General features: G+C 64.7%; 20 protein-coding genes and 2 pseudogenes. 6 read left to right on the top strand and 16 right to left on the bottom strand.

Going from position 1 to position 23134, the window contains the following annotated elements; all coding sequences use genetic code 11:
• Positions 1-45: 45 nt before the first annotated feature.
• A complete protein-coding gene (locus ACW18B_RS06370; protein WP_492050502.1) occupies positions 46-1005 on the bottom strand; it encodes a DUF4880 domain-containing protein in 960 nt (319 codons plus the stop codon).
• Positions 1006-1089: 84 nt separating this feature from the next.
• Positions 1090-1707 (bottom strand): RNA polymerase sigma factor, encoded by a 618-nt coding sequence (locus tag ACW18B_RS06365; protein ID WP_492050501.1) that lies wholly within the window; start codon positions 1705-1707, stop codon positions 1090-1092.
• Between the two features lie 323 nt (positions 1708-2030).
• On the opposite strand from ACW18B_RS06365, the gene ACW18B_RS06360 reads away from it, so the two are divergent.
• On the top strand, positions 2031-4067 hold the full coding sequence (locus ACW18B_RS06360) for an ATP-binding protein (RefSeq protein WP_492050499.1): 2037 nt from the start codon (positions 2031-2033) through the stop codon (positions 4065-4067).
• Between the two features lie 14 nt (positions 4068-4081).
• On the opposite strand, the gene ACW18B_RS06355 is transcribed toward ACW18B_RS06360, so the two are convergent.
• Both ACW18B_RS06355 and ACW18B_RS06350 read right to left on the bottom strand, forming a co-directional pair.
• Positions 4082-4918 (bottom strand): glycine betaine ABC transporter substrate-binding protein, encoded by an 837-nt coding sequence (locus ACW18B_RS06355; protein ID WP_492050497.1) that lies wholly within the window; start codon positions 4916-4918, stop codon positions 4082-4084.
• Positions 4919-5341: 423 nt separating this feature from the next.
• Positions 5342-6238, bottom strand: a complete 897-nt coding sequence (locus ACW18B_RS06350) for an alpha/beta fold hydrolase (RefSeq protein WP_492050495.1) — start codon at positions 6236-6238, stop codon at positions 5342-5344.
• Positions 6239-6599: 361 nt separating this feature from the next.
• Here ACW18B_RS06350 and ACW18B_RS06345 point away from each other — a divergent pair, with 361 nt between their 5' ends.
• The 3 genes from ACW18B_RS06345 (at position 6600) to pip (ending at position 9444) form a co-directional block, all read left to right on the top strand.
• Positions 6600-7172, top strand: a complete 573-nt coding sequence (locus tag ACW18B_RS06345; RefSeq protein WP_492050494.1) for a helix-turn-helix domain-containing protein — start codon at positions 6600-6602, stop codon at positions 7170-7172.
• 133 nt (positions 7173-7305) lie between these two features.
• Positions 7306-8280, top strand: a complete 975-nt coding sequence (locus ACW18B_RS06340) for an alpha/beta fold hydrolase (protein ID WP_492050492.1) — start codon at positions 7306-7308, stop codon at positions 8278-8280.
• A gap of 75 nt (positions 8281-8355) precedes the next feature.
• Positions 8356-9444: a prolyl aminopeptidase gene (gene pip / locus ACW18B_RS06335; RefSeq protein WP_492050490.1), complete on the top strand. Its 1089-nt coding sequence runs from the start codon at positions 8356-8358 to the stop codon at positions 9442-9444.
• A gap of 65 nt (positions 9445-9509) precedes the next feature.
• On the opposite strand, the gene ACW18B_RS06330 is transcribed toward pip, so the two are convergent.
• Together ACW18B_RS06330 and ACW18B_RS06325 are read right to left on the bottom strand one after the other, a co-directional pair.
• Entirely contained in the window at positions 9510-10190 is a 681-nt protein-coding gene (locus ACW18B_RS06330; RefSeq protein ID WP_492050488.1) for an isochorismatase family protein, read from the bottom strand.
• Positions 10191-10348: 158 nt separating this feature from the next.
• A complete protein-coding gene (locus ACW18B_RS06325; protein WP_492050486.1) occupies positions 10349-10975 on the bottom strand; it encodes a pyridoxamine 5'-phosphate oxidase family protein in 627 nt (208 codons plus the stop codon).
• Between the two features lie 301 nt (positions 10976-11276).
• Between ACW18B_RS06325 and ACW18B_RS06320 the strand changes: the two genes are divergently transcribed.
• Positions 11277-11411: a DUF1427 family protein gene (locus ACW18B_RS06320; RefSeq protein WP_492050484.1), complete on the top strand. Its 135-nt coding sequence runs from the start codon at positions 11277-11279 to the stop codon at positions 11409-11411.
• Positions 11412-11560: 149 nt separating this feature from the next.
• Positions 11561-13303, top strand: coding sequence for a hypothetical protein (locus ACW18B_RS06315; protein ID WP_492050482.1), 1743 nt, complete (start codon positions 11561-11563; stop codon positions 13301-13303).
• Positions 13304-13386: 83 nt separating this feature from the next.
• Here the strand turns inward: ACW18B_RS06315 and ACW18B_RS06310 are convergent, their stop codons facing one another.
• The 10 genes and pseudogenes from ACW18B_RS06310 to ACW18B_RS06265 all read right to left on the bottom strand — a co-directional run bounded on the left by ACW18B_RS06310 (position 13387) and on the right by ACW18B_RS06265 (position 23048).
• Positions 13387-14523 carry a protein-glutamate methylesterase/protein-glutamine glutaminase gene (locus tag ACW18B_RS06310; protein WP_492050480.1) on the bottom strand — a complete coding sequence of 379 codons (1137 nt, stop codon included), beginning with the start codon at positions 14521-14523 and terminating at the stop codon, positions 13387-13389.
• 6 nt (positions 14524-14529) lie between these two features.
• Entirely contained in the window at positions 14530-15387 is an 858-nt protein-coding gene (locus tag ACW18B_RS06305) for a CheR family methyltransferase (protein WP_492050479.1), read from the bottom strand.
• 68 nt (positions 15388-15455) lie between these two features.
• Positions 15456-15944 (bottom strand): chemotaxis protein CheW, encoded by a 489-nt coding sequence (locus tag ACW18B_RS06300; RefSeq protein WP_492050477.1) that lies wholly within the window; start codon positions 15942-15944, stop codon positions 15456-15458.
• A pseudogene (locus ACW18B_RS06295) lies at positions 15944-17341 on the bottom strand (methyl-accepting chemotaxis protein); the annotation flags it as partial. The gene ACW18B_RS06300 and the pseudogene ACW18B_RS06295, both read right to left, overlap by 1 nt.
• Before the next feature lie 63 nt (positions 17342-17404).
• A pseudogene (locus ACW18B_RS06290) lies at positions 17405-17809 on the bottom strand (hypothetical protein); the annotation flags it as partial.
• A gap of 106 nt (positions 17810-17915) precedes the next feature.
• A complete protein-coding gene (locus tag ACW18B_RS06285; protein WP_492050475.1) occupies positions 17916-19724 on the bottom strand; it encodes a methyl-accepting chemotaxis protein in 1809 nt (602 codons plus the stop codon).
• A gap of 138 nt (positions 19725-19862) precedes the next feature.
• Positions 19863-20357 carry a chemotaxis protein CheW gene (locus tag ACW18B_RS06280; protein WP_492050474.1) on the bottom strand — a complete coding sequence of 165 codons (495 nt, stop codon included), beginning with the start codon at positions 20355-20357 and terminating at the stop codon, positions 19863-19865.
• Positions 20358-20371: 14 nt separating this feature from the next.
• On the bottom strand, positions 20372-22363 hold the full coding sequence (locus ACW18B_RS06275) for a chemotaxis protein CheA (RefSeq protein ID WP_492050472.1): 1992 nt from the start codon (positions 22361-22363) through the stop codon (positions 20372-20374).
• Positions 22360-22725, bottom strand: coding sequence for a response regulator (locus ACW18B_RS06270; RefSeq protein ID WP_492050470.1), 366 nt, complete (start codon positions 22723-22725; stop codon positions 22360-22362). The genes ACW18B_RS06275 and ACW18B_RS06270 overlap by 4 nt, the downstream gene beginning before the upstream one ends.
• On the bottom strand, positions 22722-23048 hold the full coding sequence (locus ACW18B_RS06265; protein WP_492050468.1) for an STAS domain-containing protein: 327 nt from the start codon (positions 23046-23048) through the stop codon (positions 22722-22724). Before ACW18B_RS06265 ends, ACW18B_RS06270 begins: the two co-directional genes overlap by 4 nt.
• Between the last annotated feature and the right edge of the window lie 86 nt (positions 23049-23134).

Below are 23134 nucleotides of genomic sequence, written 5' to 3'. Positions count from 1 at the left end.
CTCTTAGCCGAGGATGACCGAAACAGCGCCCGGCTCAAAACCGATTTAACGTTGTTTTTGTGACAGTAAGATTGTCCGCCCTGACGCCGTGACCTCGACAGCCTGGGTGATTTGCAGGGCGCGAAGGAAGGCGGCCGGATCGTCGGCGACGAAACGCCCGCCGACCCTCAAGCCGCCGAGGGCGGGATCGGCGATGACGATCTTGCGAACAAGGTGGCGATTGTACTCCTCGACGGCTCCAGCCAGGGACTGGTCCACAAAGAGGATCTCGCCGTTGCGCCATGCGGCCAGGGCCTGAAGATCTTCGGTGGTGACCGTCCGAACCAGGGGCCTATCCGGCGCCAGCAGCAGGGCGCTTGGCCCGCGAACGACGATTTCAGGACCTCGTCCGGCTTCGCCGGCTCGCGCCTCTCCACGCAGGATCGTCAGATCCAGGAGCCCCTCGCGCAAGCGGACATTGTAGCGCCCCGGGGAGAGAAACGCCCCGCCCTGCTCGCCGGTGAGGTGGACAGGCAAGGCCTCATTGGCCAGGTCCAGGGCGATCTCCCCCCGATCGAGCCAAAGGCGCAGGTCTGGCCCGTCTCGTCGCCAGGATGCGGCGCTGTCCGTATTGAGGGTCAGAGCGCCGGCCTTGGGCAGGTCCAGGCGGCGAATGCTCCCCACCGGCGTCGAAGCGCGCGTCCGCGCATTGACTCGACTGGCGAAGAAGCCGCCGCCGCCCACGGACAGGGCGGCGAGGCCCGCAGCAATGGCCGAGCGACGCGAAAGACCCGCCTTGCGTGTCGCCGCGCCCGTCATGGCCTGCGCGTCCCCGGAGGCCCCGGCTGTTCGCTGCGCCGCGCTGGCCACCCGGACAAACGCCAGGGCATGACGCGGGTCGGCGGCGCGCCAGCGCTCGAAAGCGTCCTGATCGAGCGTCCCAAGATCGGCGCGCGCCAACCACAGGGCGGCCTCGCGCAGAGCCTCCTCTTCGCCCCTTTGGTTCGTCGATCGCTCGTTCCCCATCACGCCTGGGACTGCCTTTCGTATGCTCTCAAAAGAAGGACGTCTGAGCGCTTAAACGCCACCACCTTGATGCGTCCTCGACCGCTATCGAGGCTGGCTGGCCTTGACCGCCGAGGCCGGGGTGTCCCTGTCGCCGGGACCCATGGCGGGCTCGGCGGGGGCCGGCGTCAAGGCCTGGGCGATCAGGAAATGCGCGCGCGCCAGGCGCTTCTCCAGGGTCGACGGGCTCACGCCAAGCTGTTGGGCGACCTCGCGCGGCGAGCGTTGTTCGATGCGTCGCAGGATGAAAACCCGGCGACACCGCTCGGGCAAGGCGTTGAGCACCACGTTCAGGCGCGCCAGTTCTTCACGTCCCGACACCACGCGAAAGGCGTCTGGCGCCTCGTCCGCCACGTCGATGCGTTCGACTTGCGACAATTGGTCGAAGCGCGCGATCCGCGCCCGGCGCAACTTGTCGATCGTCAGATTTTTCATCAACCGCAGCATGTAGGCGTGCGGCGCATCGATCTGGGCCCAGCCCTCATTGGTCAGGACCCGGATAAAGGCCTCCTGGACGAGGTCCCGCGCCGCGTCCGGATCATCGACCATCTTGCGGGCCGAGGCGAGCAACGCCGACTCCAGGGGCAGGATCTCGTCGATAAGCCAGCTGTCGATCGGGCGAAGGTGCGGCACGGCTTCGGCGTCCTGCAGCGATCGGCGCACCATGCGCCTTTGACAGCGGTGGCGCCGCTGGTCGGAAAAACCAAAACGACGCCGTCCGGTGAAGAGGATCTTTTACCCGACTTAACCATCAGATGGAACTCGAAGCCTCACCGCCCCGCCAACGGGATCCGCAGCCGGCGCGTCGCAGGACCGGGCGTCCGGTGAAGGCCTCACGCGAAAGCTTCGCATTTGTGCCTGCGCGACTTGGAGGCGCTGGGCGCGTTGCTCGTCCTTTAGGTGTGGCCCATCCGGGACGCGAAAAGGCGGCTGGGCCCGTGACGCCCACCGCCCCCGGACTTCGAACCTTGGAGCGCGTGAAGACCGTGACGAGTTCAGAATCCCATAGCTGGCGACCGGACCGGGAGACCGCTGCCCCCGGCGAGAAAGTTTATAGTTTTGGGGACTATCGCCTGATCCCCTCGCGCCAATTGCTGCTGCGCGGCAGCTATCCCGTCAGGGTTGGGACGCGCGCGCTCGATCTGTTGCGCCTCCTGGTCGAGAAGCAGGGCGAACTGGTCAGCAAGGAGCAATTGATCGGACACGCCTGGCCCGACACGTTCGTTCACGAGAGCAACCTGAAGGTCAATATCGCGGCGCTGCGGCGAACCCTGCTGCAGGGTCGCTCGGAGCTGCCGTTCATCGCCACAATTCCGGGGCGCGGCTATCGCTTCGTCACACCGGTGCGGATTGAAACAGAGACCCTACCGGCTTTCGCGCCGCCCCAGGCCGGATCGCCTCACGACCACCTTCCGCCTCCACGCGTCATCATCGGTCGTGACGAAGACATTGCCGAGCTGTCGGCCGAGTTGGTCGCGACCGGCTTCCTGACGATTGTCGGCTCCGCAGGCGTGGGCAAGACCACCACGGCGGTGGCCGTCGCACGGCAGGTCGCCGAACACTTTGAGGACGGCGTACGCTTTATCGACTTCTCCACCATCGGCGATGCGCGGCTGGTTTGCCCGGCCATTGCGTCGTCGATCGGGGCCAGCGGCGCCCTGGCCGATCTGCTGTGCGGGATCCTGGAAGCCCTGCGCGGGAAACGCAGCCTGCTCGTCTTTGACAACTGCGAGCACCTGCTGACCTCCATCAGTCTTGTGGCCGACCAAATTCGCATGACGCTTCCCGATATCGGGATCCTGACCACCAGTCGTGAACCTCTCAGATCGCGGTTCGAGGCGGTTCAGATCCTGGCGCCCCTGGCCTGTCCCAGCCAAGCCCCGACGATCAGTTGCGAAGAGGCCATGGGCTTCTCGGCGGTCGGGCTTTTCGTGGCGCGCGCCAATGAAGCCACAGGATACGTGTTTTGCGAGGCGGACATCCAGGCTGTCGCCGCCATCTGTCGGCGGCTCGACGGCATACCGCTGGCCATCGAACTGGCCGCGTCTCGCCTGGGCTCGGATGACCCCGACGGCCTCTCGCGCCGACTGGCGCAGAGCTTCGATGTCTTGAACTACGGCCCCCGCAATGCTCCGGCGCGCCACCAGGCGCTGCTGGCGACCCTGGACTGGAGCTACCGACTGCTCTCGGACCGCGAGGCCAGGATCCTGCGACTGTTATCGACCTTCGCAGGCGCCTTCACGCTCGAGGACGCCCTCGCGGTCGGCGCACTGTTGGACGTACCCGCCGATGACCTTGTGCGGTGCGTGAACAATCTGGCGACCAAGTCGCTCTTGGCGTCGAGCTTCTGCGAAGGGCGCCTGCTCTATCGATTGCTGGACGCTACCGCCGCCTACGCCAGTGAGCGCTTGCGGCAGGCCGGCGAGGAACAGCGCGTGTTGGCCAGCCATGCCGCGTTCGTGCTCTCGGTCTTCGAGCCGGCGCATCACGAGCGCCGATGGCGCACGGCGCAGGACTGGACGGCCTGCTATGCGCCGCGCCTCAACGACCTGCACAAGGCGATCGACTGGGCGCTTGGTCGGGAGGGCGCCGCGACGCTGGGACTTCGCCTCACCTGCGCGGCGATCCCGCTCTGGGATCAGTTGGCGTTCACCGGCGAAAGCCTGGAGCGTCTTCGCCTTGCCCTGGACCTGACAAAAGAACGCCCGGGCTGCGAGCCCTTGATGCGCATGAAGCTTCAGACCGCCTACGCCGGCGCTCTGACCGTCTCCGATCGGCTGGGTGCGGACGTCGAAGCGGCATGGCGAGAGGCGCTGCACATGGCGCAGCGCGCCAGAAACCCCGACCACGAGCTCAAGGCCGCCACCAACCTGGCGGAACTGTGGATCGAGCATGGCCGGCTGGCGGACGCCTTGGATCTTCTGCAACCCGTCTGCGACCGCTTTGAACCGGGCGCCGGCGGTGACGCCCTGGAGCGGGCCCTGTCGCTGCTGGCTCTGCGTCAAAGCCCCCAGGCGGCATGACAGCGGCCAGGCGCTCAGTCGCGCAGCCATGTCTCAACGCGGCGGCTGTTGGCGCTCATCCACGCGCGGGCGGCCTGTCTTGGCGTGCGTCCGTCGACATTGACGAGCCAGTCCATCTCGATAACGCCGTCAAGCCCGATGGCGACGCGGCTGAGCAACCGGCGGGCGTGAGGCGCGATGACCTCCATCCGGCCGCGCGGCGTCAAAAGCACCGCATTGTTGGAGCCGCCCAGAACGCCATTGGGGTCAGCCAGCGGTCTGAGGCCGTCTCCGCGATTGAGGTACTGCGGCGTCCAGGTCGGGAAAATGAACCATCGACGCTCTGCGATCGCCGCGTCATGAGCGGCGATCCACTCGGCCCGCGTACCGTCGCGAAAGGCGTAGCCGAGCTGATCCAGGCCATAGTCGAGGATCGCCCGTGACGACATCGTGTTGATCATGGCTGCGGCGTCGCGGCCCTGGATCAGCTTGTCCATCTGATCGGCGATGAGCGGATCCGCCAAATCCCGGATCGACGACACCTGTCGTTCGGGCACATAGTCGGGCGTCGCCCAGAAGAACCTCGCCCCCTCATAGAGTCTGGCCAGGACTTCGGCGCCCGCGCCATGAATCTCCCACAAGGGAGCATCGCCTTCAGGCAGCCAGGCCGCCACCATCAGGTCGATCGAGCCCTGGCCCAACAGGGAAAAGATCTCGCCACGAGCGCCGATGATCGTCCGCACCTGGTAGCCTTCTCGCTCAAGGAGGTCTTGCAAGACTGCGGCGACGACCGCGTGAACGGTGAGATCGATTTGACCCAGAACCAGGGTTCCCCGGTCAGGGTTGTGGACAGGCAGGATTTCAGCAGTCAAAGGCGCTCGCTCCAGCCGCGACGGGGTCACGGCGGGTCCATCGCACGGCGTGTACCAGGCGACGCAGGTGCTCGGAGCCAGTACGGCGCAACCCGAGCCCCATTCCAACCTCTCCGCACGACAGACCGTTTTCCCAAGGCAATCTAGTCCTAGGGCCGTGGTTCGCCAGTAAATGGAGGTCAATTTCGACGGCTCGGTTCCCACCGAAAATTGCTAAAATACAGCAACTTAGATATTTCCAGGACTTTGACCAACCTTAACCAGCTTCGGCGGTGAGCTTGAAGCGGCCGGGGTTTCATTGAGGGCCGACCAAGATACTGTCGAGGTTGAGGCGCTCTTTCACGCGCTTTCCCGGCGCCAGGCGTCAAGAGCCCGTCACGACGGCAAGCGCGAGGCCAGGTCCAGCCCTTGTCACGGCGTTGGTTAGAGCCGCGCGCCGCACGCCTCCAGTCTCTCCAGAAACATGCTGATCAAGGCGGCGATCTCACCGAGATGGGTTTCCAGAGCAAAGTGACCGGCATTCAAGAAGTGAATTTCCGCATCCGGTAAATCATGGCGAAACGCCTCGGCGCCGGCCGGCAGGAAGAAGGGGTCATTTTGGCCCCAGACCGCCAAAAGCGCAGGTCGATGCTTCGCAAAGTAGGCCTGAAAATCAGGATAGAGAGCGACGTTGGAGGCGTAGTCAGCGATGAGATCGAGCTGGATCTCATCATTCCCGGGGCGCGCCATCAGAGCATGGTCGAGCCAATAGGCCTCGGGGGCCACACGCTCCGGGTCAGGCTCCCCTTGGACGTACTGGAAGCGGGCCATCTCGAGGGTCAGCATCTGCCGCATGGCGTCACGGTTGGCCGCGGACGGGTCGGCCCAATAGGCCTGGGTCGGCGCCCATCCATCGCTCAGCCCCTCTTCATACGCATTGCCGTTTTGCGAGATGATCGCGGTGACCTGATCGGGTCGCGCCATCGCCAGTCGGAAGCCGACCGGCGCGCCGTAGTCGAAGACATAGAGGGCGTATCGCACAAGGCCGAGAGCGTCGGCGAACTGCCCGACAAGCTCGGCAAAACGCGCGAAGCTGTAGTCGAAACGCCCGCGCGGCGGAGCCTTTGTGAAACCAAAACCCGGAAGGTCCGGCGCCACCAGGTGGTAGCGCTCGGCGAGGCGTGGAATCAGATTGCGGAACATGTGCGACGAGGTCGGAAAGCCGTGCAACAGCATGAGCGTCGGTCGGTCGCGATCGCCAGCCTCGCGATAGAAGACCTCGACCTGATCCAACACGATGCGCCTTAGCGCGACGTCGATTGGAAAGCGCGCCTGTTCCATGGTCGACCTCTGAACCTCATGTGGAGCACGCCTCGCAGAGCCAGCTTCGACCGCGCGATCACCCGTTGTGGGCTTGTCGGGTCAATCCTCCCTAGAGATGTACAACCCAACCCTTCATTCTACCCCGAGGACAATAGAAAGGTGAGAAGACTTGAGAAAAGTAATAAGGCGTCAAGAATCGTAAAATGGCGCAACCCATGTGTAAAAATGAGACCTGAAAATTGCATCGCGCGCATGAGCTGGGCCCATCCCATCCACCCAATTCTCACGAAATTTAACACCACTTGACCTGACCGCCCCAGCGGCGGCCGCCATGCTCTAACTCTCAGGCGTCACGCGCCGCCCCTGTTGGAGTTGGACGATGTTTGATCCCCAGATCGAGCCCTATGCGAGACAGCGCGGGCAAGCTGCGGCCTCGGCCGTTGTCAAAGGAGGTGTTTCGCGCCTGCAGGATGCCCCCGCCGTGACGCGTTGCTGTCTGCTCGGCAGCCCATGCCTGCGGGTCTTTCCTGGCCAGCAGGACATCGAGACCGGGGGCTTGGCTCCTTGGCAGATCAAGCGTGTACACGCCTATATCGAGGCCCATCTGGCCGAACGCATGTCTGTAAAGGACCTGGCCCGGCAAGTGCAGATCAGCGCCAGCGCCTTTTCCCGTTCGTTTCGGCAAAGCTTGGGCCATCCGCCGATGAAATACGTGATGATCAAGCGCATCGCGTACGCTCAGAGGCTTATGGTGGACACTGATCTGCGCCTCTGCGAGATCGCGCTCGCCTGCGGCTTTTCAGACCAGGCCCACCTCTCCCGCACCTTTGGTCACATGACGGGGGCGACGCCAGGAAGATGGCGGCGCAGGATGCTTGGCTGGATCCTCAACATCGAGGCCAGCGTCCTGGAACAAGGCGCCTACGCCTCCAGAGACCTCGATCGGCTTTGACGCCGACCACGAAGGTCACCCGAGAACCGAGGCTCAGACCTCGACCATGGCGCCGCAGGCTTGCCCATCAGCCACCCGCCGCCTCGCCAGTCCACCACCCAAGCCAAACCACCTTCCCCAGGAGAACCGTCTCATGAAAACTCTGACCTTGGCCGCCCTGATGGCGGCCAGCCTGCTCTCTGCGCCAGCGATCTCGACCGCCTCGGGCCTTGCGGCAAACACGCCGAGGGCGGCGCGCGCCGTTCCCGTCATTCACTACAAGACCGCCACCATCGACGGGGTGAAGGTCTTCTATCGCGAGGCCGGACCGGCCGACGGCCCCGTCGTTCTGTTGCTGCACGGCTTCCCGACCTCCTCGCACATGTTCCGCAACCTGATCCCACTGCTGGCTGACAAGTACCGGGTCATCGCACCGGACTATCCGGGCTATGGCCAGAGCGACGCGCCGGACCACACCCAGTTCGCCTACAACTTCGCTCACCAGGCCGATATCGTCGACAAGCTGGTGACCCAGTTGGGCGCCAAGCGCTACGCCATGTACGTCATGGATTACGGCGCCCCGATCGGCTACCGCCTGGCGCTGAAGCATCCCGAACGCGTCAGTGGCCTGATCGTCCAGAACGGCAACGCCTACGACGAGGGCCTTCAGGCGCCGTTCTGGGATCCGATCAAGGTCTACTGGGCTGATCGCTCGCAGAAGAACCGCGACGCGCTGAACGTCCTGGTCACCCCCGCCATCACCAAGTTCCAGTACACGGATGGCATGGGCGACGTGGCGCGCATCAGCCCCGACAATTGGGTGCATGACCAGGCGCTGCTCGATCGTCCGGGCAACCGCGACATCCAGCTGGACATGCTCGGTGACTACGGCTCCAACGTGCCGTTCTATCCGGACTTCCAGAAGTTCTTCCGCGAGCGCCAACCGCCGACGCTGATCGTCTGGGGCAAGAACGACAAGATCTTCCCCGAGGAGGGCGCCCATCCCTATCTGCGCGACCTGCCCAAGGCCGAGATCCATATCCTCGATTCCGGCCACTTCGCCCTGGAGGACAGGCTGGACGTCATGGCGCCGCTGATCCACGATTTCCTGGATCGCAGCGTCCACTAGGCTAAGACGCCTTGCTCTGGCCCTCGTCGTCTGAGCAAGGCGTTCCTCGCCATGGACGGACCCAGGAAGAACAAGATGGATTTCTCGACTCTGCAGACCCGGAGCACCGTGGGCCAGGAATGGAAACACCCGCAGACCCCGGCCAACCGAACCGGTCTTCTGCAGGTCGATCAGGCTCCAGACCACCGCCTTTACTGGGAGGAATACGGCAATCCCAAGGGCGAGCCGGTCATGTTCCTGCATGGCGGCCCGGGCGGAGCTTGCGCGCCGGTCATGTCGCGCTTCTTCGACCCGGCTCGCTATCGGGTGATCCTGTTCGACCAGCGCGGCTGCGGCAAGAGCCAGCCGACCGTGGCGACGGCGGGCGCGGCCATCGCGCTCACCCGTAACACCACGGATCACCTGGTGAACGACATCAACGCCCTGCGAGACGCCCTGGGCATCACCGGCAAGATGCACGTTTTCGGCGGCAGCTGGGGCAGCACCCTGGCCCTGGTCTACGCGATCCGGCATCCGGAAAAGGTCGCAGCCCTGATCCTGCGCGGGATCTTTCTAGGCGCGCCCGAAGACCTGCTCTACATGTACCAGGGCAATGCGGCGACCTTCGCTGAAGCGCCGTTCGGCCTCACGGAGCCGGGCAGCTACATCACCTATCCCGAGGAGTGGAAGGCCCTGGTCGAGGTCATCGCGCCTGACAAGCGGAGCAACATGATGGCCGCCTACAAGGCCATCTTCGACAGGGTTCCGCGCGACGACGCCGAGCGCGCCGAGCAGCTGCGCGCCGCCATGGCCTGGTCGATGTGGGAAGGAACGATTTCCAACATGATCCCCCAGGCCGGCGACCCCGGGAAGTTCGGTGAGGCGGATTTCGCCCTGTGCTTCGCCCAGATCGAAGCCCACTTCTTCGCCAACAACCTGTTCCTGGAGCCGGACTATATCGTCCGAAACATTTCAAAACTGGCGGGCGTGCCGACCCACATCGTTCACGGTCGCTTCGACCAGATCTGCCCGCTGACCCAGGCCTCAAGGCTGGTTGCGGCCATGAAGGCGGCCGGCGCGCCGCCGGCCACCTTCGTCACGACCCATGCCGGCCACAGCGCCATGGAGGCCCAGACCGTCCTGGCCTTGACCGCGATCATGGACGGGCTTCCAGCCCTCGTCTGATCGCCCTCGCGAAACAGCCTTGCTCAGGAACGCGCCGAGCAAGGCTGTTTCCCGAAAGCCGACGCCTATGCCCCCGCCCTCGCCACCGCCTGGGCCTTTTGGAAGCTCTCGATGACGGCGGCGTAGTTGGGGGACACCAGACCATAGAGACCGGCCAGATCCGCCGCCTCGGGACGCGCCCAGGTGCGATGCAGCTCACTGAGCAGAGCGTTGGTGGAGATGGGCTTGACCCCGCCCTGAACAAAACGCGCCAGACTTGTACGCGACGCCATCTCGCTGGGGTCGCCCGACGCGTCGATGATCGCATAGACGTCAAAACCCGCCAGGCGCGCATCGAGGGCGGGGAACATCACGCAGACGCTGGTCCAGACGCCGGCCATGATCAGGGTCGTGCGCCCCGTGGCTCGGACCGCGGCGACAAAGTCCGCGTTATCCCAGGCGTTGACCTCGCCCTTTCGCGGAACATAGACGGCGTGCGGCGCGAACTGCTCAATCTCGGGCATCAACGGGCCGTTGGTGCCGGCAGGTTCCGACGCGGTCGTAATGACGGGCACGCCCAGGAGCGTGGCCAGCTTGGCGACCATCTCGACATTCCGCCTCAGGTCGGCCACGGAGATGTCCTTGACGGTCTGGAACAGGCCCGACTGATGGTCCAGGAGCAAGATCAGCGCATCGCTGGGATCAATAAGCGCCGCCCCGCCCCCGGTGGGCAGGACACTGGTTTTGGGTTTCGGCGACGTCGTCATGCTGCTGGGCTCCGCTGGAATGGCCGCACATCATCCGACGAAAGCGTCACGTGCTGCGGCGACTCGAAGGTCCCCTTTCGCCACGGGCCGGGCCAGTAAGTTGCGGTAAATTGCGGTATGGTCCGCCGGCGAAGCCCCCTCGAAACGTCGGCCAAGGTTCAATTACCGGCTTGGGCAAGCTCGGCTCGGAGTGCGGCGTTCTCGCTCTCGAGCGCGGCCAAGCGTTCCCGCAGAGGCGCGATCCCCTGCGAGATTTCGTCTTCTGTGAACCGTCGGAAAATGTGTTGCGGGCAGTTCCAGTCGAACGCCTCGAGCTGCAGCACCATGATCCGCTCGGGATGAGCCTTGTAGTCCGGCGAAACCAGGCGCTTGACCAGGGCCGGATCGGCCTCCAGCGGCATGACGCTGGCGTGGGCGAAGATCTTGAGCCGGGCGCGGCCGGCATAGTCCATCAGGATGAGCGACACCCGGTCATCGGCGGTGACGTTGCCCAGGGTCAGGTACTGGCGGTTGCCGCGATAGTCGGCAAAGGCCAGCGTGCGATCGTCAAGCGGCTTGAGAAACCCCTTGGGCCCGCCGCGATACTGGACATAGGGCCAGCCCGTCTCCGAGACGCTGGCCATGTAGAAGCTGTCGCGTTCGGCGATGAAGGCTGCTTCATTGTCCGTGAAACGGTCAAACTCCCGACGACCCTTGAAATCGACCCAGGTTTCGGCGACGCCCATCGCGGCCTGGGCGGCGCGAACGCTTGGCGTGATGGCGATGTCCAGAAAGCCATAGGCCATTTCAGGTCTCCCGAAACCGAGAGGGCGGGCGCGACATCGCGTGAGACCCTCACCTCATCGAACCTATCGCTGGATAGGGCTGGCCGCCGGTAAAGTGAGGTAAAACGCGGGTGGCGGCCCGCGCCCGAAGCGCCGAATGATCGTCGGCGGCGCGGGCATCCATCGAACGCGCGGCCACTGAAGCGAAGTAGCCACAACCGCCTCGCGCGCTCTTCCGGCCGGCTCATCTCAAGGGGCAGCCAGGCCGTTGAGGCGGGGCGTTCAAGGCGCTCCGCCCCCTGCTTTCACCCGGAGCGTCGTCATGAAACCCTATCTTCTTTCGCTTGGTGCCGGACTTCTGGTCGGGGTTCCCCATTCCCTGCTAGGCGTGCACTCGCCGGGCCCGCCGGCCATCGCGCTGCTGGGTCGGCGATCTTGCGCGATATGGTCGAGCTGATGAGCGGAAGCCTGTCGTGCGACAGTGTACCGGGAATGGTCGGGAGGCCGTTGACGCCGACGCCTGAACGGCCCGGAAATCGCGCGGTCTTTACCGGACCTTCGCACATCCGACCGATACTGCCTCACCAGCAATCATCCGGCGATTTCATGGGTTTGACATCAGTCCTGGCCTTTTCGGCCCCGACGCTCCCGACCAACCGAGAGTCGGAGATCGGCGCGCGCCTCGAAGCGGCTCGACTCGCCGTCGAAGGACGGTTCCTCGAGGCCGGTGATGTGCTGTCAAAGGCCGTCGAGGGCGTTGGCGCGCTGATCGCCTCACTGGACCGGATGCGCGACAATCTCAACGCCGAGACCGTGTCCGCCACCAGCGCCGAGCTGGCCGAGGCCGCTGAAACCCTCAAGGCCCTGCCCGATAGCCTGAATCTGCGCCGCGGTCGGGTGGGCGATCTGGTCAAGGTGAGCGACGGCCTCGCCGGCTGTATCGAGGAGATGCGCCAGCATCTGGCCTACCTGCGGGTCTTCGCCATCAACATCAAGATCACCTCCGGGGGCATCGCCGCGGCGGGTCCTGAATTCGCGATCTTCGCCCAGGAGATCTATGACTGCATCGAGATGGGCCGGTCCCAACTGGAAGCCTTCAACGGTGACCTGATGGGTCTGGACCACACCCTGCGCGGGGCCCAGGGCCAAGAAAATGAGCTGGCCCGCAACTGCGCGGCGGTCCTGCCGGCCGTGCCGGACGCCCTGACCGCCAGCGCCTCGGCCATCGCCGCCCACCACGCCAAGATCTCCGGCGTCGCCGTCAGCGTGGCCGCCCTGGCCCGCGATATCCAGAAGAAGGTCGGCGGCGGCCTGGCGGCTCTGCAGATCGGCGACATCACCCGCCAGCGGATCGAACACGTCCAAGCGGGCCTCACCTTCCTGGCGGATTCGGCCGAGATCGCGGCCCTGCCGACCGAGCCGCGCGAGCGCGCTCACGCCTTTACCCATCGCCTGCTGGCCGTGCAATTGGCGGCGACGGCGGAGGACTTCCACCGTGACGTCTCGCGCATCGGGCTCAACGTCATCGGCATGGCCGCCGACGCGTCCGAAATCCTGCGCCTGCGCGATCTGGCCTTTGGCCAGGGCGAAGGGGCTGAGAACAGTTTCCTGCGCGGCCTGGAAAACAATGTCGGACAGGCGCTGGGCTTGGTGGGCAACATGACCGCCGGCGAACAGGCTGCCGAAGACGTGAGCCGCTCGGCCGCCCAGGCGGCGCGCGAACTGACCGACCGCATCGCCGGCATTCAGAACATGCGCGCCGACGTGCAGATGATGGCGCTGAACACCACGCTCAAATGCAGCCGCATCGGCGAGGCCGGCAAGCCCTTGGCCGTCATCGCCGAAGAACTTCGTCGGCATGCCATTCATCTGGAGAAATCCGCCGCCGATACGCTGACCTCGCTCGACGGCTTGTCCTCGGCGGCCGCGACCCTAGGTCACGAGGGCGAGGGCGAGGGCAAGGCCGCTGCCGCCGCCACAGTGCTAAGCGGCGCGGTCACCCGCATCAGCAAGGCCGGCGATGGCATTGAGAGCGACCTGGTCACGGTCGCCCGCCAGGGCGCCGACGTGGTCGACATGTTGCGCCGCGCCGGCGAACGCTTCGACTTCCACAAGCAGATCGGCTCGGTCCTTGATCAGGCCGCCGAAGAGTTGAAGGACATGTCGGGCGCGTACGAGATCGCCACCGACGACATCGCCGTGGCCCTGCGCCCGACGATGGCCAAGCTCGCCAAGCTGTACACCATGGTCCAGGAACGCAATGTCCACCGGGCGATGACCGAAAGCCTGGGCGACGATGAGCCACAGGCGGCCACGCCGGTGGAAGATCCTGATGACGGACTGTTCTAAAGCATCGTGCGGAAAAGTGGACGCCGGCTTCCGCAAAAACGATGCGAAAACAAAAGCCTAGAGCAAGGCGCGTGAGTCCGATTTCACGCGCCTTGCTCTAGAAAAGCGAAACGGGCGACATAGCGGTTGGCGGCCCGCAGAACTTCCATCGTCAAGGTCTGAAGGGGGACCACCCGGTCAACACATCCCAGCGCGATGGCTTCCTTGGGCATGCCAAACACCACCGAGGTGGCTTCGTCCTGGGCCAGGGTGAAAGCGCCGGCCTGTTTCATCTCGGCCATGCCACGCGCGCCGTCGTCGCCCATGCCGGTCATGATCACGCCGACGGCATTGGACCCCGCCGACCGCGTGGCCGAGCGGAACAGGACATCGACCGACGGCCGGTGGCGCGAGACCAGCGGCCCGTCCTTGACCGAGACATAGTAGCGGGCCCCGCTCCGTTCGAGCAGGGTGTGCTTGTTGCCGGGCGCGATCAGCACCCGACCGCGACGCACGGTGTCACCGTCTTCGGCTTCCTTCACTTCGACCGCGCAGAGGCTGTCGAGCCGCTTGGCGAACGAGGCGGTGAACTTTTCGGGCATGTGCTGGACGATGACCATGCCAGGACAATCTGGCGGCAGAGCCTCCAGCAAGACGCGCAAGGCTTCGGTGCCGCCGGTCGAGGCGCCGACACACACGATGCTTTCTGTCGTCCGCGCCATGGCCTTGCCCGCCGTGGGCGGCGGTAGCATGGCGTCCGCGGTCAGCTTCTTCTCGGGCTCGTGTACCGCGCGAGGCAGTTGCGGGATCTGGCGCTTGGAGCCCGCCAGCCGGGCCCCGGCGGCCGCCTTCACCGCATCGCAGATGCGGATCCTGGATTCCATCAGGTGATCGGCCACGCCAACCTTGGGCTTGAGGATGATATCCACCGCCCCGGCTTCCAGAGCCTGAAGCAGGGTCTCCGACCCCGCCTCGGTCAAGGACGAGCACATCACCACCGGGATCGGCCTCTGGGCCATCAGCTTGCGCAGGAAGGTGATGCCATCCATGCGCGGCATCTCGACGTCGAGGGTGATGACGTCGGGAATTTCCTCTGAAATGCGCTTGGCGGCGACAAACGGATCGGACGCGACGCCGATCACCTCGATCTGTGGGTCGGATTCCAGGATCGCCGCCAGGGTCTGCCTGACGGTCGCCGAGTCATCAATGATCAGAACACGGATCTTGTCGGCAGCGCGCATGGTTCTCTACCGCTTCTGGAAAACAGTGTTGGCGATCTGGACGACCGGCAGATCGATGCCGACGATCGATTCTGAATGGCCCAGAAACAGGTAGCCGCCGGGAGCCAGATGATCGCACAGGCGGCGCAGCACCTTGGCCTGGGTGGGCTTGTCGAAATAGATCAGGATGTTGCGACAGAAGACGATGTCGAGATTGTTCTCGATGGGATAGGCCTCGTCCATCAGGTTCAGGCGGGCGAAGGCCAGCTTGCTGCGCAGATGCGGCTTGATCCGCACCTCTTGGAGCGAGGTATCCTTGGCTCTCATGACGTAGCGCTGGCGTCGCGCGGTCGAGACGGGCTCGATCATCTGCTCTGAGAACCGCCCGGCGATCGCCTGGTCCAGCACCTCGGTGCAGATGTCGGTGCACAGGATCGAATAGTCGATCCCGCGTTGCGTCTCGCAGAACTCGTCCATGACCATGGCGATCGTATAGGGCTCGGCACCCGTCGAGCAGGCCGAACTCCAGATCTTGATCTCGCGCTTGCCCTTGGCGGCCAGGGCCGGCAGCCCCTTGTTGACCAGAAAATCGAAGTGGGCCGGTTCGCGGAAGAACTCGGTTTTGTTGGTGGTCACCGCGTCGATCAGGTGGATGACCTCGGAGTCCATGCCATCTTCGTCAAACAGGTAGCGGCAGTAGGCGTTGAGGTCGTCGATCCGGGTGGCGCGCATGCGGCGGCGCAGACGCCCTTCCAGCATGGTACGCTTGTTGGCCGGCATCTTGATGCCGCTGTAATCCTGGATGAACTGAGCGAGACGCTGGAAGTTCTTCGCGCTCAACTGCTGTTCGGCATGGGGCGCCTGCAAGGCGGCTTGTGTCGACACGGGATTCTCCGGTTGCGGCGATCACACCGCGAGGACATCGGGCGGCCCCTTCTGAGCCACCTTTATTTCTAGGCTGCCTGGCTGAGTGTCGCGGCGTCCTGGCTGGTCAGCAGCCGTTCCAGGGCGAAGATCACGACAAAGCCGCCTTTTCCAGACGGAGAGTCGCGACGCACGACACCCTGGATGTAGTCCGAGCGCCACGGGACCCCGATGTCCGGCGCGGTCTCGATCTGGTCGGCGGCGAAGGAGACCACCTCGATCACACGATCGGCGACCAGCCCCAGGGACAGCACGCGGTCGGCCAGGGGCACATCGAGCACCAGGATCCGCGTCGTCGCGGTGGGCTCCGCGTGTGGCAGACCCAACTTCATACGAAGGTCGATGGTGGGGGTGCCGCGCCCGCGCACGTCCGTCAGGCCCAGCAGATAGCTGGGGCCGTCAGGGATGGCGAACGGAATCTGGTAGTCGAGAATCTCGCGCACGTACGAGACGTTGACGGCGAAGATTTCATCCCCGAGGCCCAGGGTGACGAACTGGTTTTCGTTGGAAACGGCCATCAAGCATATTCCCGAAAATCGGCGTCATCCGCGTCAGGACCGCCACTGGTGAGATCGAGGGCGAAGCCCGTAGCGCGGGCCTGCTGGGCGGCGACCGTCTGACGCGGAGCCGAAGCGGCAGACTTGCGAGCGGGTGGCGCGGACGGGCGCTTGGCGGCCGCGCGAGCGGCGGGCCGGCGGGCCGGCGCTGCGCTGTTGCTGGTGCGGAAATAGGCGATCGAAGTCTGCAGCTCTTCGGCCTGGGCGGCCAGTTCCTCGGAGGTCGCCGACATCTCTTCGGAGGCGCTGGCGTTCTGCTGGGTGACCTTGTCCAGTTGCTGGATAGCTTCGTTGATCTGGCCGGCGCCAATGTCCTGCTCGCGGCAGGCGGCGCTGATCTCGGCGACCAGTTCGGCGGTCCTGCGGATGTTGGGGACGAGGGAGGTCAGCATCTCGCCGGCCGACTGAGCCGCCTTGACGGTGTCGGACGACACCGCGCCGATCTCGGTAGCGGCCGTTTGCGAGCGCTCGGCCAGTTTGCGCACTTCCGAAGCGACGACCGCGAAGCCGCGGCCATGCTCGCCGGCCCGGGCCGCTTCGACAGCGGCGTTGAGGGCCAGCAAATCGGTCTGGCGGGCGATCTCCTGAACGATGGTGATCTTCTCGGCGATGGTCTGCATGGCCGCTACGGCGCGGTTGACCGCTTCACCTGAGACCTCGGCGTCCTGGGCCGACTGGCGAGCGATTTTCTCGGTCTGGGCGGCGTTGTCGGCGTTCTGCTTGATGTTGCTGGCCATCTCTTCCATCGAGGCCGAGGCCTCTTCGGCTGCGGCGGCCTGTTCGGTCGCGCCCTGGCTGACCTGCTCGGAGGTGGACGACAGCTCCTGGCTGCCTGTCGAGACATTCTGAGAAGCCGAGATCGCATCGGACACCACGCCGCGCAGGCGCTCGACCATCTTGCTGAGGGCTAGCCCCAGGACGTCCCTGTCCGACATCGGCTTGGCCTCGACCGTCAGATCGCCCTCGGCCACCTGATCGGCCAACAGAGCTGTTGCGCGCAGGTTCTCGACCATCTGGCGAAGCGAAATGCCCAGGGTGTCCTTGTCCGACACGGGCGTGACGTCCATGGCCAGATCCCCCTCCGCGACCCTGTCGGCCACGGCGGCGGTCGCCCGCAGATTGTCGGTCATGGTGTTGATCGTCGCGATAAGATCACTGATCTCGTCATTCGAGGTCGAGATCACGCGCTGGTCCAGATCGCCCAGCGCGACGGCGCGCGCGAGGGTATCGATCTTGGAAAGGCCCTGGCTGATCGTGCGGGAAATCCAGATCGCCGCCGCAACGGCGATCAACACCGAAAAGACGACCAGGCCGAGAAAGATCTTGCGCGAGGTCGCCGATATTCTGTCGCTTTCCTGATCCGCCGCCTGCAGTCGCTGGTCGCTGTAGGAAACGAGGTCGCCGATGACGCGGCCCGCCTGGTCGGCGACCTGTTCCTGCGCGCCGAGGATCAGGGTCTTGGCGCTTTCTCGATTGTTCTCGAGGATCAGGACTTGCACCTGATCCTCGATGGCGACGAACTGGTCCCAATCGGCGCGCAGCGCCTCCCATTTAGCCTTCTCCTCAGAGCCCTTGGCGGCGGCCAGACCTTGCTGGAGCAGCGCCTCGGCGGCGCGGCTCTGCTTGTCTGATCGAGCGCTTTCGGCCTTCAGGGCTGCATCGCTCTCGGCGAGGGCCATGCCCCTCTGCGCGCCGATAACCTCGGCGAAGGCGACATGGAGCGCCTGCGCCCTCTGAAGCTGCGCCACCGGCCCAGCGACCAGGGCGTCCTGCAACTGGCTAAGCTTGGTCAGTTCCACGGCGCCAAAGGTCGCCGTACCGACCATCAACACGGTCAGCAGCGCGAAGGCCGCCGTCAGCTTCAGTTTGATCGTCAGGCGCATGGCCATCTCCAGAAGATAGCGGAACGGCGGGCGCCGTTCCGCTCAGCCGTCAGTATTCGGTGAACTCACTATCGTCGCGGTCAGGTCCGCCCTGGCTCAGGTCGAGGGCGAAGCCCTGGGCCATGGCCTGCTGGGCCCCCACAGCGCCGCGAGTGGCGACCTTGCGAGGCGCAGGTCGAGCCGCGGCCGGCTTGGCGGCGCGGGCCGGGGCCAGACGCACAACGGGAGCTGACGGCTTGCGAGCAGGCTGGCTCGACAAGCGGAAATAGGCGATGGAGGCCTGCAGTTCCTCAGATTGGGCGGCCAGTTCCTCGGAGGTCGCCGACATCTGCTCGGAGGCGCTGGCGTTCTGCTGGGTGACCTTGTCCAGTTGCTGAATGGCCTCGTTGATCTGCGAAGCGCCGACGTCCTGCTCGCGGCAGGCGGCGCTGATCTCGGCGACCAGTTCGGCGGTCCTGCGGATGTTGGGCACCAGGGAGGTCAGCATCTCGCCGGCCGACTGAGCCGCCTTGACGGTGTCGGACGACACCGCGCCGATCTCGGTAGCGGCCGTTTGCGAGCGCTCGGCCAGTTTGCGCACTTCGGAGGCGACGACCGCGAAGCCGCGGCCGTGCTCGCCGGCCCGGGCGGCCTCGACGGCGGCGTTCAAGGCCAGAAGGTCGGTCTGACGGGCGATCTCCTGAACGATGGTGATCTTCTCGGCGATGGTCTGCATCGCCGCTACGGCGCGGTTGACCGCTTCGCCCGAGATCTCTGCGTCCTTGGCCGACTGGCGAGCGATCTTCTCGGTCTGGGCGGCGTTGTCGGCGTTCTGTTTGATGTTGCTGGCCATCTCCTCCATCGAGGCCGAGGCCTCTTCGGCCGACGACGCCTGCTCGGTGGCGCCTTGGCTGACCTGCTCGGACGCGGCCGACAGTTCCTGGCTGCCGGCCGAGACATTCTCGGAGGCCGAGATCGCGTCGCCGACCACGCCGCGCAGGCGCTCGACCATGCGCTCAAGGGCGATGCCCAGCGTATCCTTTTCAGACAGGGGCTTGGGTTGAACGGTCAGGTCGCCATCGGCGATCTGATCAGCGATCCGCGCGCTCTGGCGCAGGTTGCCGGTCATCCGGTTGACTGTGTCGACCAGGTCCTTGATCTCGTCGTTGGTGGTCACCGCGACGTCCTGTTCCAGGTCGCCGATCGCCACAGCGTCGATGGCCACGCCGACCTTGCGCAGACCCATCGTGACCGTCCTGGAAATCCACAAGGCCGCGATCGAGCCAATAACAAGCGCGACGATCACCAGCCCGATGAACAACGTCCGGGCATCGGCAAATACCTTGTCGCCGGTGGCGCTGGCTGCGGCGCCGCCGTCGACGTTGAGCTTCACCAGCTTCAGTGTGTCCGCCGACATGTCATCATACAGCGCCTTGCTGGCGTTCAGCGCCTGAGCAGCGGCCTCGTTCTGGTTGCTGCGCGACAGCGCCAGCATTCGATCTCCCTCACGAAGATACTTTTCATATTTTCCAGAAAACTGACCGTACAGATCACGCTCTTGATCAGATGAAATCAATTTTTCGTAATTTCCGCGATCTCTTTTTATCTGATCTAGAGTATCGCTAATTTCTTTTTCAACATTCGCCATAGTCGCGGCGTCGGTCGACGTGACGTGAACATATTGCTGAACCCGCAAATCAGACGTACCCGTATTGATACGATGGATCGCATCGATGCTCGGCATCCAGTTTTGGGCGATCACAGTTGACTGATCGTTGACCTGGCTCATCTTCATGACGCCAACAACGCCCAGAAGCGCGGAAATCAACAAAACGGCGGCAAAGGCGCCTGCCAACTTCACCTTAATAGTCGCGCGCATTTCAGAAGCCTCTTTCGACGAAGATGGGCTGATGGAGGAAGATCAAGCGATGACTGCCTTCGCATGAAGTTCAGAGAATGATATTCTTGGAATTTCAAGACCGGAGCGCATTGTTGAAATCCCCACCTCTGCTCTATTTCAGAGCGAAGCGATTGATGTAATGTTTGCTGTGGACCGCCCACGCGCCGCGAATATCTGGTCAAGATCAGGGATAATGATCAGATCACCGTCGCGCCGCGCCAGGAGGCGAATGAAGTCTGGACGCCAGCCAAGCCCTACGCGTGGCGCCTGCTCGGTGACGTCGCGTGTGATCGAGGTCACCTCGTGCACCTTGTCCGCGCGCAGGCCGATCAGAGTGGACTCGCCGTCAAGGTCGTACTCGATGACCACAATGCGGCTATCGATGGTTGGGGCGGCGGCCGCCATGTCAAAAGCCAGCCGAAGATCGACCAGCGGGATCACGCGGCCGCGAAAATTGATCACTGCGCCAACAAATGGCGGGGAGCCGGGGACGTCGGTCTCCGGCAGCATGTCGAGGACTTCCCGAACCAGGCCTGCTTCCAGGGCGAAGGTCTCGCCTTGGAGATCGAAGGTCAGCGCCTCGATCGGGCCTTCCAGGGGCTCAATGGTCATAACCGACGCTCCCATCAGCTTGCCGCCCGCATCGGCGCGTCCGAGCGGGCGCAGGCGGCCACAAGGTGGCCGATGTCCAGGATCAGGGCGACGCCGCCGTCGCCCAGGATCGTCGCGCCCGAGAAGGCGCCGACCTCGGCATGGAAGCCCGATAGCGCCTTGATGACGGTCTGGTGGTCGCCGAGGATCTGATCGACGACCAGGCCGACGCGCTCCTGCCCCGCCTGAACCACCACGATCTTCTGGTGCGGATCAGGCGCGTGGGTGGTGGAGAACATCTGACGTAGACGGATGAATGGCACCAACTGGTCGCGCAGGGTGATCAGGCTGCGACCGGTCGAGCGAATATCCTGCTCCACCGACAGCTCGACGCACTCCTCGACCGAGGACAGCGGAATGACGTAGCGGCCTGCGCCGACCCGCACCAGCAGGCCGTCGATGATCGCCAGGGTCAGGGGGATGCGCAGGGACACCACCGAGCCCTCCCCCGGGGTGCTGGTCAGCTCGATGGAGCCGCGCAGACCTTCGATGGTGCGCTTGACCACATCCATGCCGACGCCGCGGCCCGACAGGTTGGTGATCGCCGCTGCGGTCGAGAAGCCGGGCGCGAAAATCAGTTGCAGAAGTTCGTTGTCGCTGAGCGCCTGGCCCGGCTGGATCAGGCCGTTCTCTTCGGCCTTGGCGCGAACCCGGTCCCGATCGACGCCACGGCCGTCGTCGGTGATCGTGATCACCACCTCGGCGCCGGACTGGCGGGCGGCCAACACGACATGGCCGGCCTCGGACTTGCCGGCGGCCAGGCGTTGCTCAGGCGTTTCCAGGCCATGATCGGCCGCATTGCGGATCAGGTGGATCAGCGGATCGGCCAGACGCTCGATCACCGTCTTGTCCAACTCGGTGGTTTCACCCTCGGTCGAGAGCTCGATGGTCTTGCCGGTGTCGCGAGCCAGATCGTGGATCAGGCGGCGGAAACGGCCAAACAGCTGGGCGATCGGCACCATGCGCACGACCATCATGGTGTCGCGCATCTCGGCGGCGAGGCGTTCGATTTCCTCGGCGACAGCGCGCAGGGCGATGTCGCTGCTGGACGCGACCAACTGCTTGAGGCGCGACTGGGCGATGACCAGCTCGCCGACCCGATCCATCATTTCATCAAGACGCTCGGCGGGCACGCGCACGGTGTCGCCGGAGACCTTGGCGTGACGGCCTTCGGCGGCGGGCGCCTCGTCATGGACGCTGACAGCCTGGGCGGCGCCGGTTGCGGTCGCAACGACCTCGGCGGCGGTAACCGTCGCCTCGACCTCGGCCACGCCTACCGCCTGGATGTCCAGGGTCATGTCGTCGATCACGAAGATGAACACATCTTCGATCGCTTCGCGTCCGTGCGGGGTGACCAGGGTGACGTCCCAGGCCAGATGGCATTCGGTGGCGACCAGGTCGTCAAAGTCCGGGACCGCGTCGGTCAGGGCCGTGACCTTGCAATCGCCCAGCTCGCGCAGCTCATCCAGGAGCGGCAAAGGACGGGTGCCGTTGACCAGGGCGTCGGCGGGCAGGCTGAACTTCACGCGCCAGGTGTTGAGGCCGGGAGCGGCGGGGGCGTCGCCTGCCGGCGCCGCACCGGTCGCGGCCTGACCGGCGCTCTCGACGACGCGGTGCAGTTCGGCCAGCAGCAGGTCGCCTGCGGCCTCGGAAGCCGGACGGCCCTCAGCCAGGGCGCGCATGTGGTCCTGACAGGCCAGCACGGCGCCGACCAACGCTGATGTGGCGGCGACCTCGCCCCGGCGCACGCGGTCGAAGGCGGTTTCGCAGTGATGCGTAAAGGCGGCCAGGGCGTCGAAGCCGAACATGGCTCCAGAGCCCTTTAGAGTGTGGAGCCCGCGGAAGACCGCATCAACCAGATCCCGGTCACCGGGACGGTGCGCCAGGTCGAGCAAGCCCTGCTCGATGTCCTCGAACAGCTCCTGAGCTTCCTGGCGGAAGATTTCAACGGGATCCTGGGCGCTCATTTGGCGAGCACCTTCTTGACCACTCGAACAAGCTGCTCGGGGTCGAACGGCTTTGTCAGCCAGCCCGTCGCGCCGGCGGCCTTGGCCTGAGCCTTGATCTCGGCGTCGGACTCTGTGGTCAGGAACAGGATGGGGACGCCAGCGCCGGCGGGCCGCTTGCGCAGCTCACGGATCATCGCCAGGCCGTCCATGACCGGCATGTTCAAGTCGGTGACGATCAGGTCGTAACCGCCCGCGCTGCCCTTATCCAGGCCGTCCTGGCCGTTCACGGCCTCGGTAACGGCATAGCCTTCGCCGCTCAGGGCGATCTTGATGGCCTGACGGATGCTGGCGGAATCGTCCACGGTGAGGATGGCGGTCATTGGAAGCTCTCTTGCAGCCAGAACTCGGCGCGGTCGCATACGTCGTCATCGAGGAAGCCGCCGCGCCGCAGCACCTCAAGCACCGCGCCTGTGACCGGGCGGCTCAACGCAAGATCACGCCCAGAGGCCGCAGCGTGACGGCGGGCGGCTTCAATCAACTGGACAAAGGTCAGATCGGTTTCTGTAACCCCGCTGACGTCCAAAAGGACGGGTGCGTCCTGACGCAGCGCTTCGCCGAGCTCTTGATGAGCTTTCTCAATATTTGAGATTGTCACCTCGCCGGAGAAAGATATCGGAATACGATCGCCACTTTCCAATAACATCGAGGCCCCGCGTCAAAATATACCAGCGTTATGCTAAACTGGTCATCGTCTTGACTTTCAGGCCGTCCGATTAAATTAGGGTGAAT

The organism is Caulobacter sp. FV2ps19, assembly GCF_058681035.1.
This window is presented reverse-complemented; position numbering and strand designations above follow the sequence as displayed.

Bases quoted from the DNA above. Each gene is read 5' to 3' on its own strand.
- ACW18B_RS06370 (WP_492050502.1), bottom strand. From the start codon at position 1,005: ATGGGGAACGAGCGATCGACGAACCAAAGGGGCGAAGAGGAGGCTCTG.
- ACW18B_RS06350 (WP_492050495.1), bottom strand. From the start codon at position 6,238: ATGGAACAGGCGCGCTTTCCAATCGACGTCGCGCTAAGGCGCATCGTG.
- ACW18B_RS06345 (WP_492050494.1), top strand. From the start codon at position 6,600: ATGTTTGATCCCCAGATCGAGCCCTATGCGAGACAGCGCGGGCAAGCT.
- ACW18B_RS06340 (WP_492050492.1), top strand. From the start codon at position 7,306: ATGAAAACTCTGACCTTGGCCGCCCTGATGGCGGCCAGCCTGCTCTCT.
- pip (WP_492050490.1), top strand. From the start codon at position 8,356: ATGGATTTCTCGACTCTGCAGACCCGGAGCACCGTGGGCCAGGAATGG.
- ACW18B_RS06330 (WP_492050488.1), bottom strand. From the start codon at position 10,190: ATGACGACGTCGCCGAAACCCAAAACCAGTGTCCTGCCCACCGGGGGC.
- ACW18B_RS06325 (WP_492050486.1), bottom strand. From the start codon at position 10,975: ATGGCCTATGGCTTTCTGGACATCGCCATCACGCCAAGCGTTCGCGCC.
- ACW18B_RS06320 (WP_492050484.1), top strand. From the start codon at position 11,277: ATGAAACCCTATCTTCTTTCGCTTGGTGCCGGACTTCTGGTCGGGGTT.
- ACW18B_RS06315 (WP_492050482.1), top strand. From the start codon at position 11,561: ATGGGTTTGACATCAGTCCTGGCCTTTTCGGCCCCGACGCTCCCGACC.
- ACW18B_RS06310 (WP_492050480.1), bottom strand. From the start codon at position 14,523: ATGCGCGCTGCCGACAAGATCCGTGTTCTGATCATTGATGACTCGGCG.
- ACW18B_RS06300 (WP_492050477.1), bottom strand. From the start codon at position 15,944: ATGGCCGTTTCCAACGAAAACCAGTTCGTCACCCTGGGCCTCGGGGAT.
- ACW18B_RS06285 (WP_492050475.1), bottom strand. From the start codon at position 19,724: ATGCGCGCGACTATTAAGGTGAAGTTGGCAGGCGCCTTTGCCGCCGTT.
- ACW18B_RS06280 (WP_492050474.1), bottom strand. From the start codon at position 20,357: ATGACCATTGAGCCCCTGGAAGGCCCGATCGAGGCGCTGACCTTCGAT.
- ACW18B_RS06275 (WP_492050472.1), bottom strand. From the start codon at position 22,363: ATGAGCGCCCAGGATCCCGTTGAAATCTTCCGCCAGGAAGCTCAGGAG.
- ACW18B_RS06270 (WP_492050470.1), bottom strand. From the start codon at position 22,725: ATGACCGCCATCCTCACCGTGGACGATTCCGCCAGCATCCGTCAGGCC.
- ACW18B_RS06265 (WP_492050468.1), bottom strand. From the start codon at position 23,048: ATGTTATTGGAAAGTGGCGATCGTATTCCGATATCTTTCTCCGGCGAG.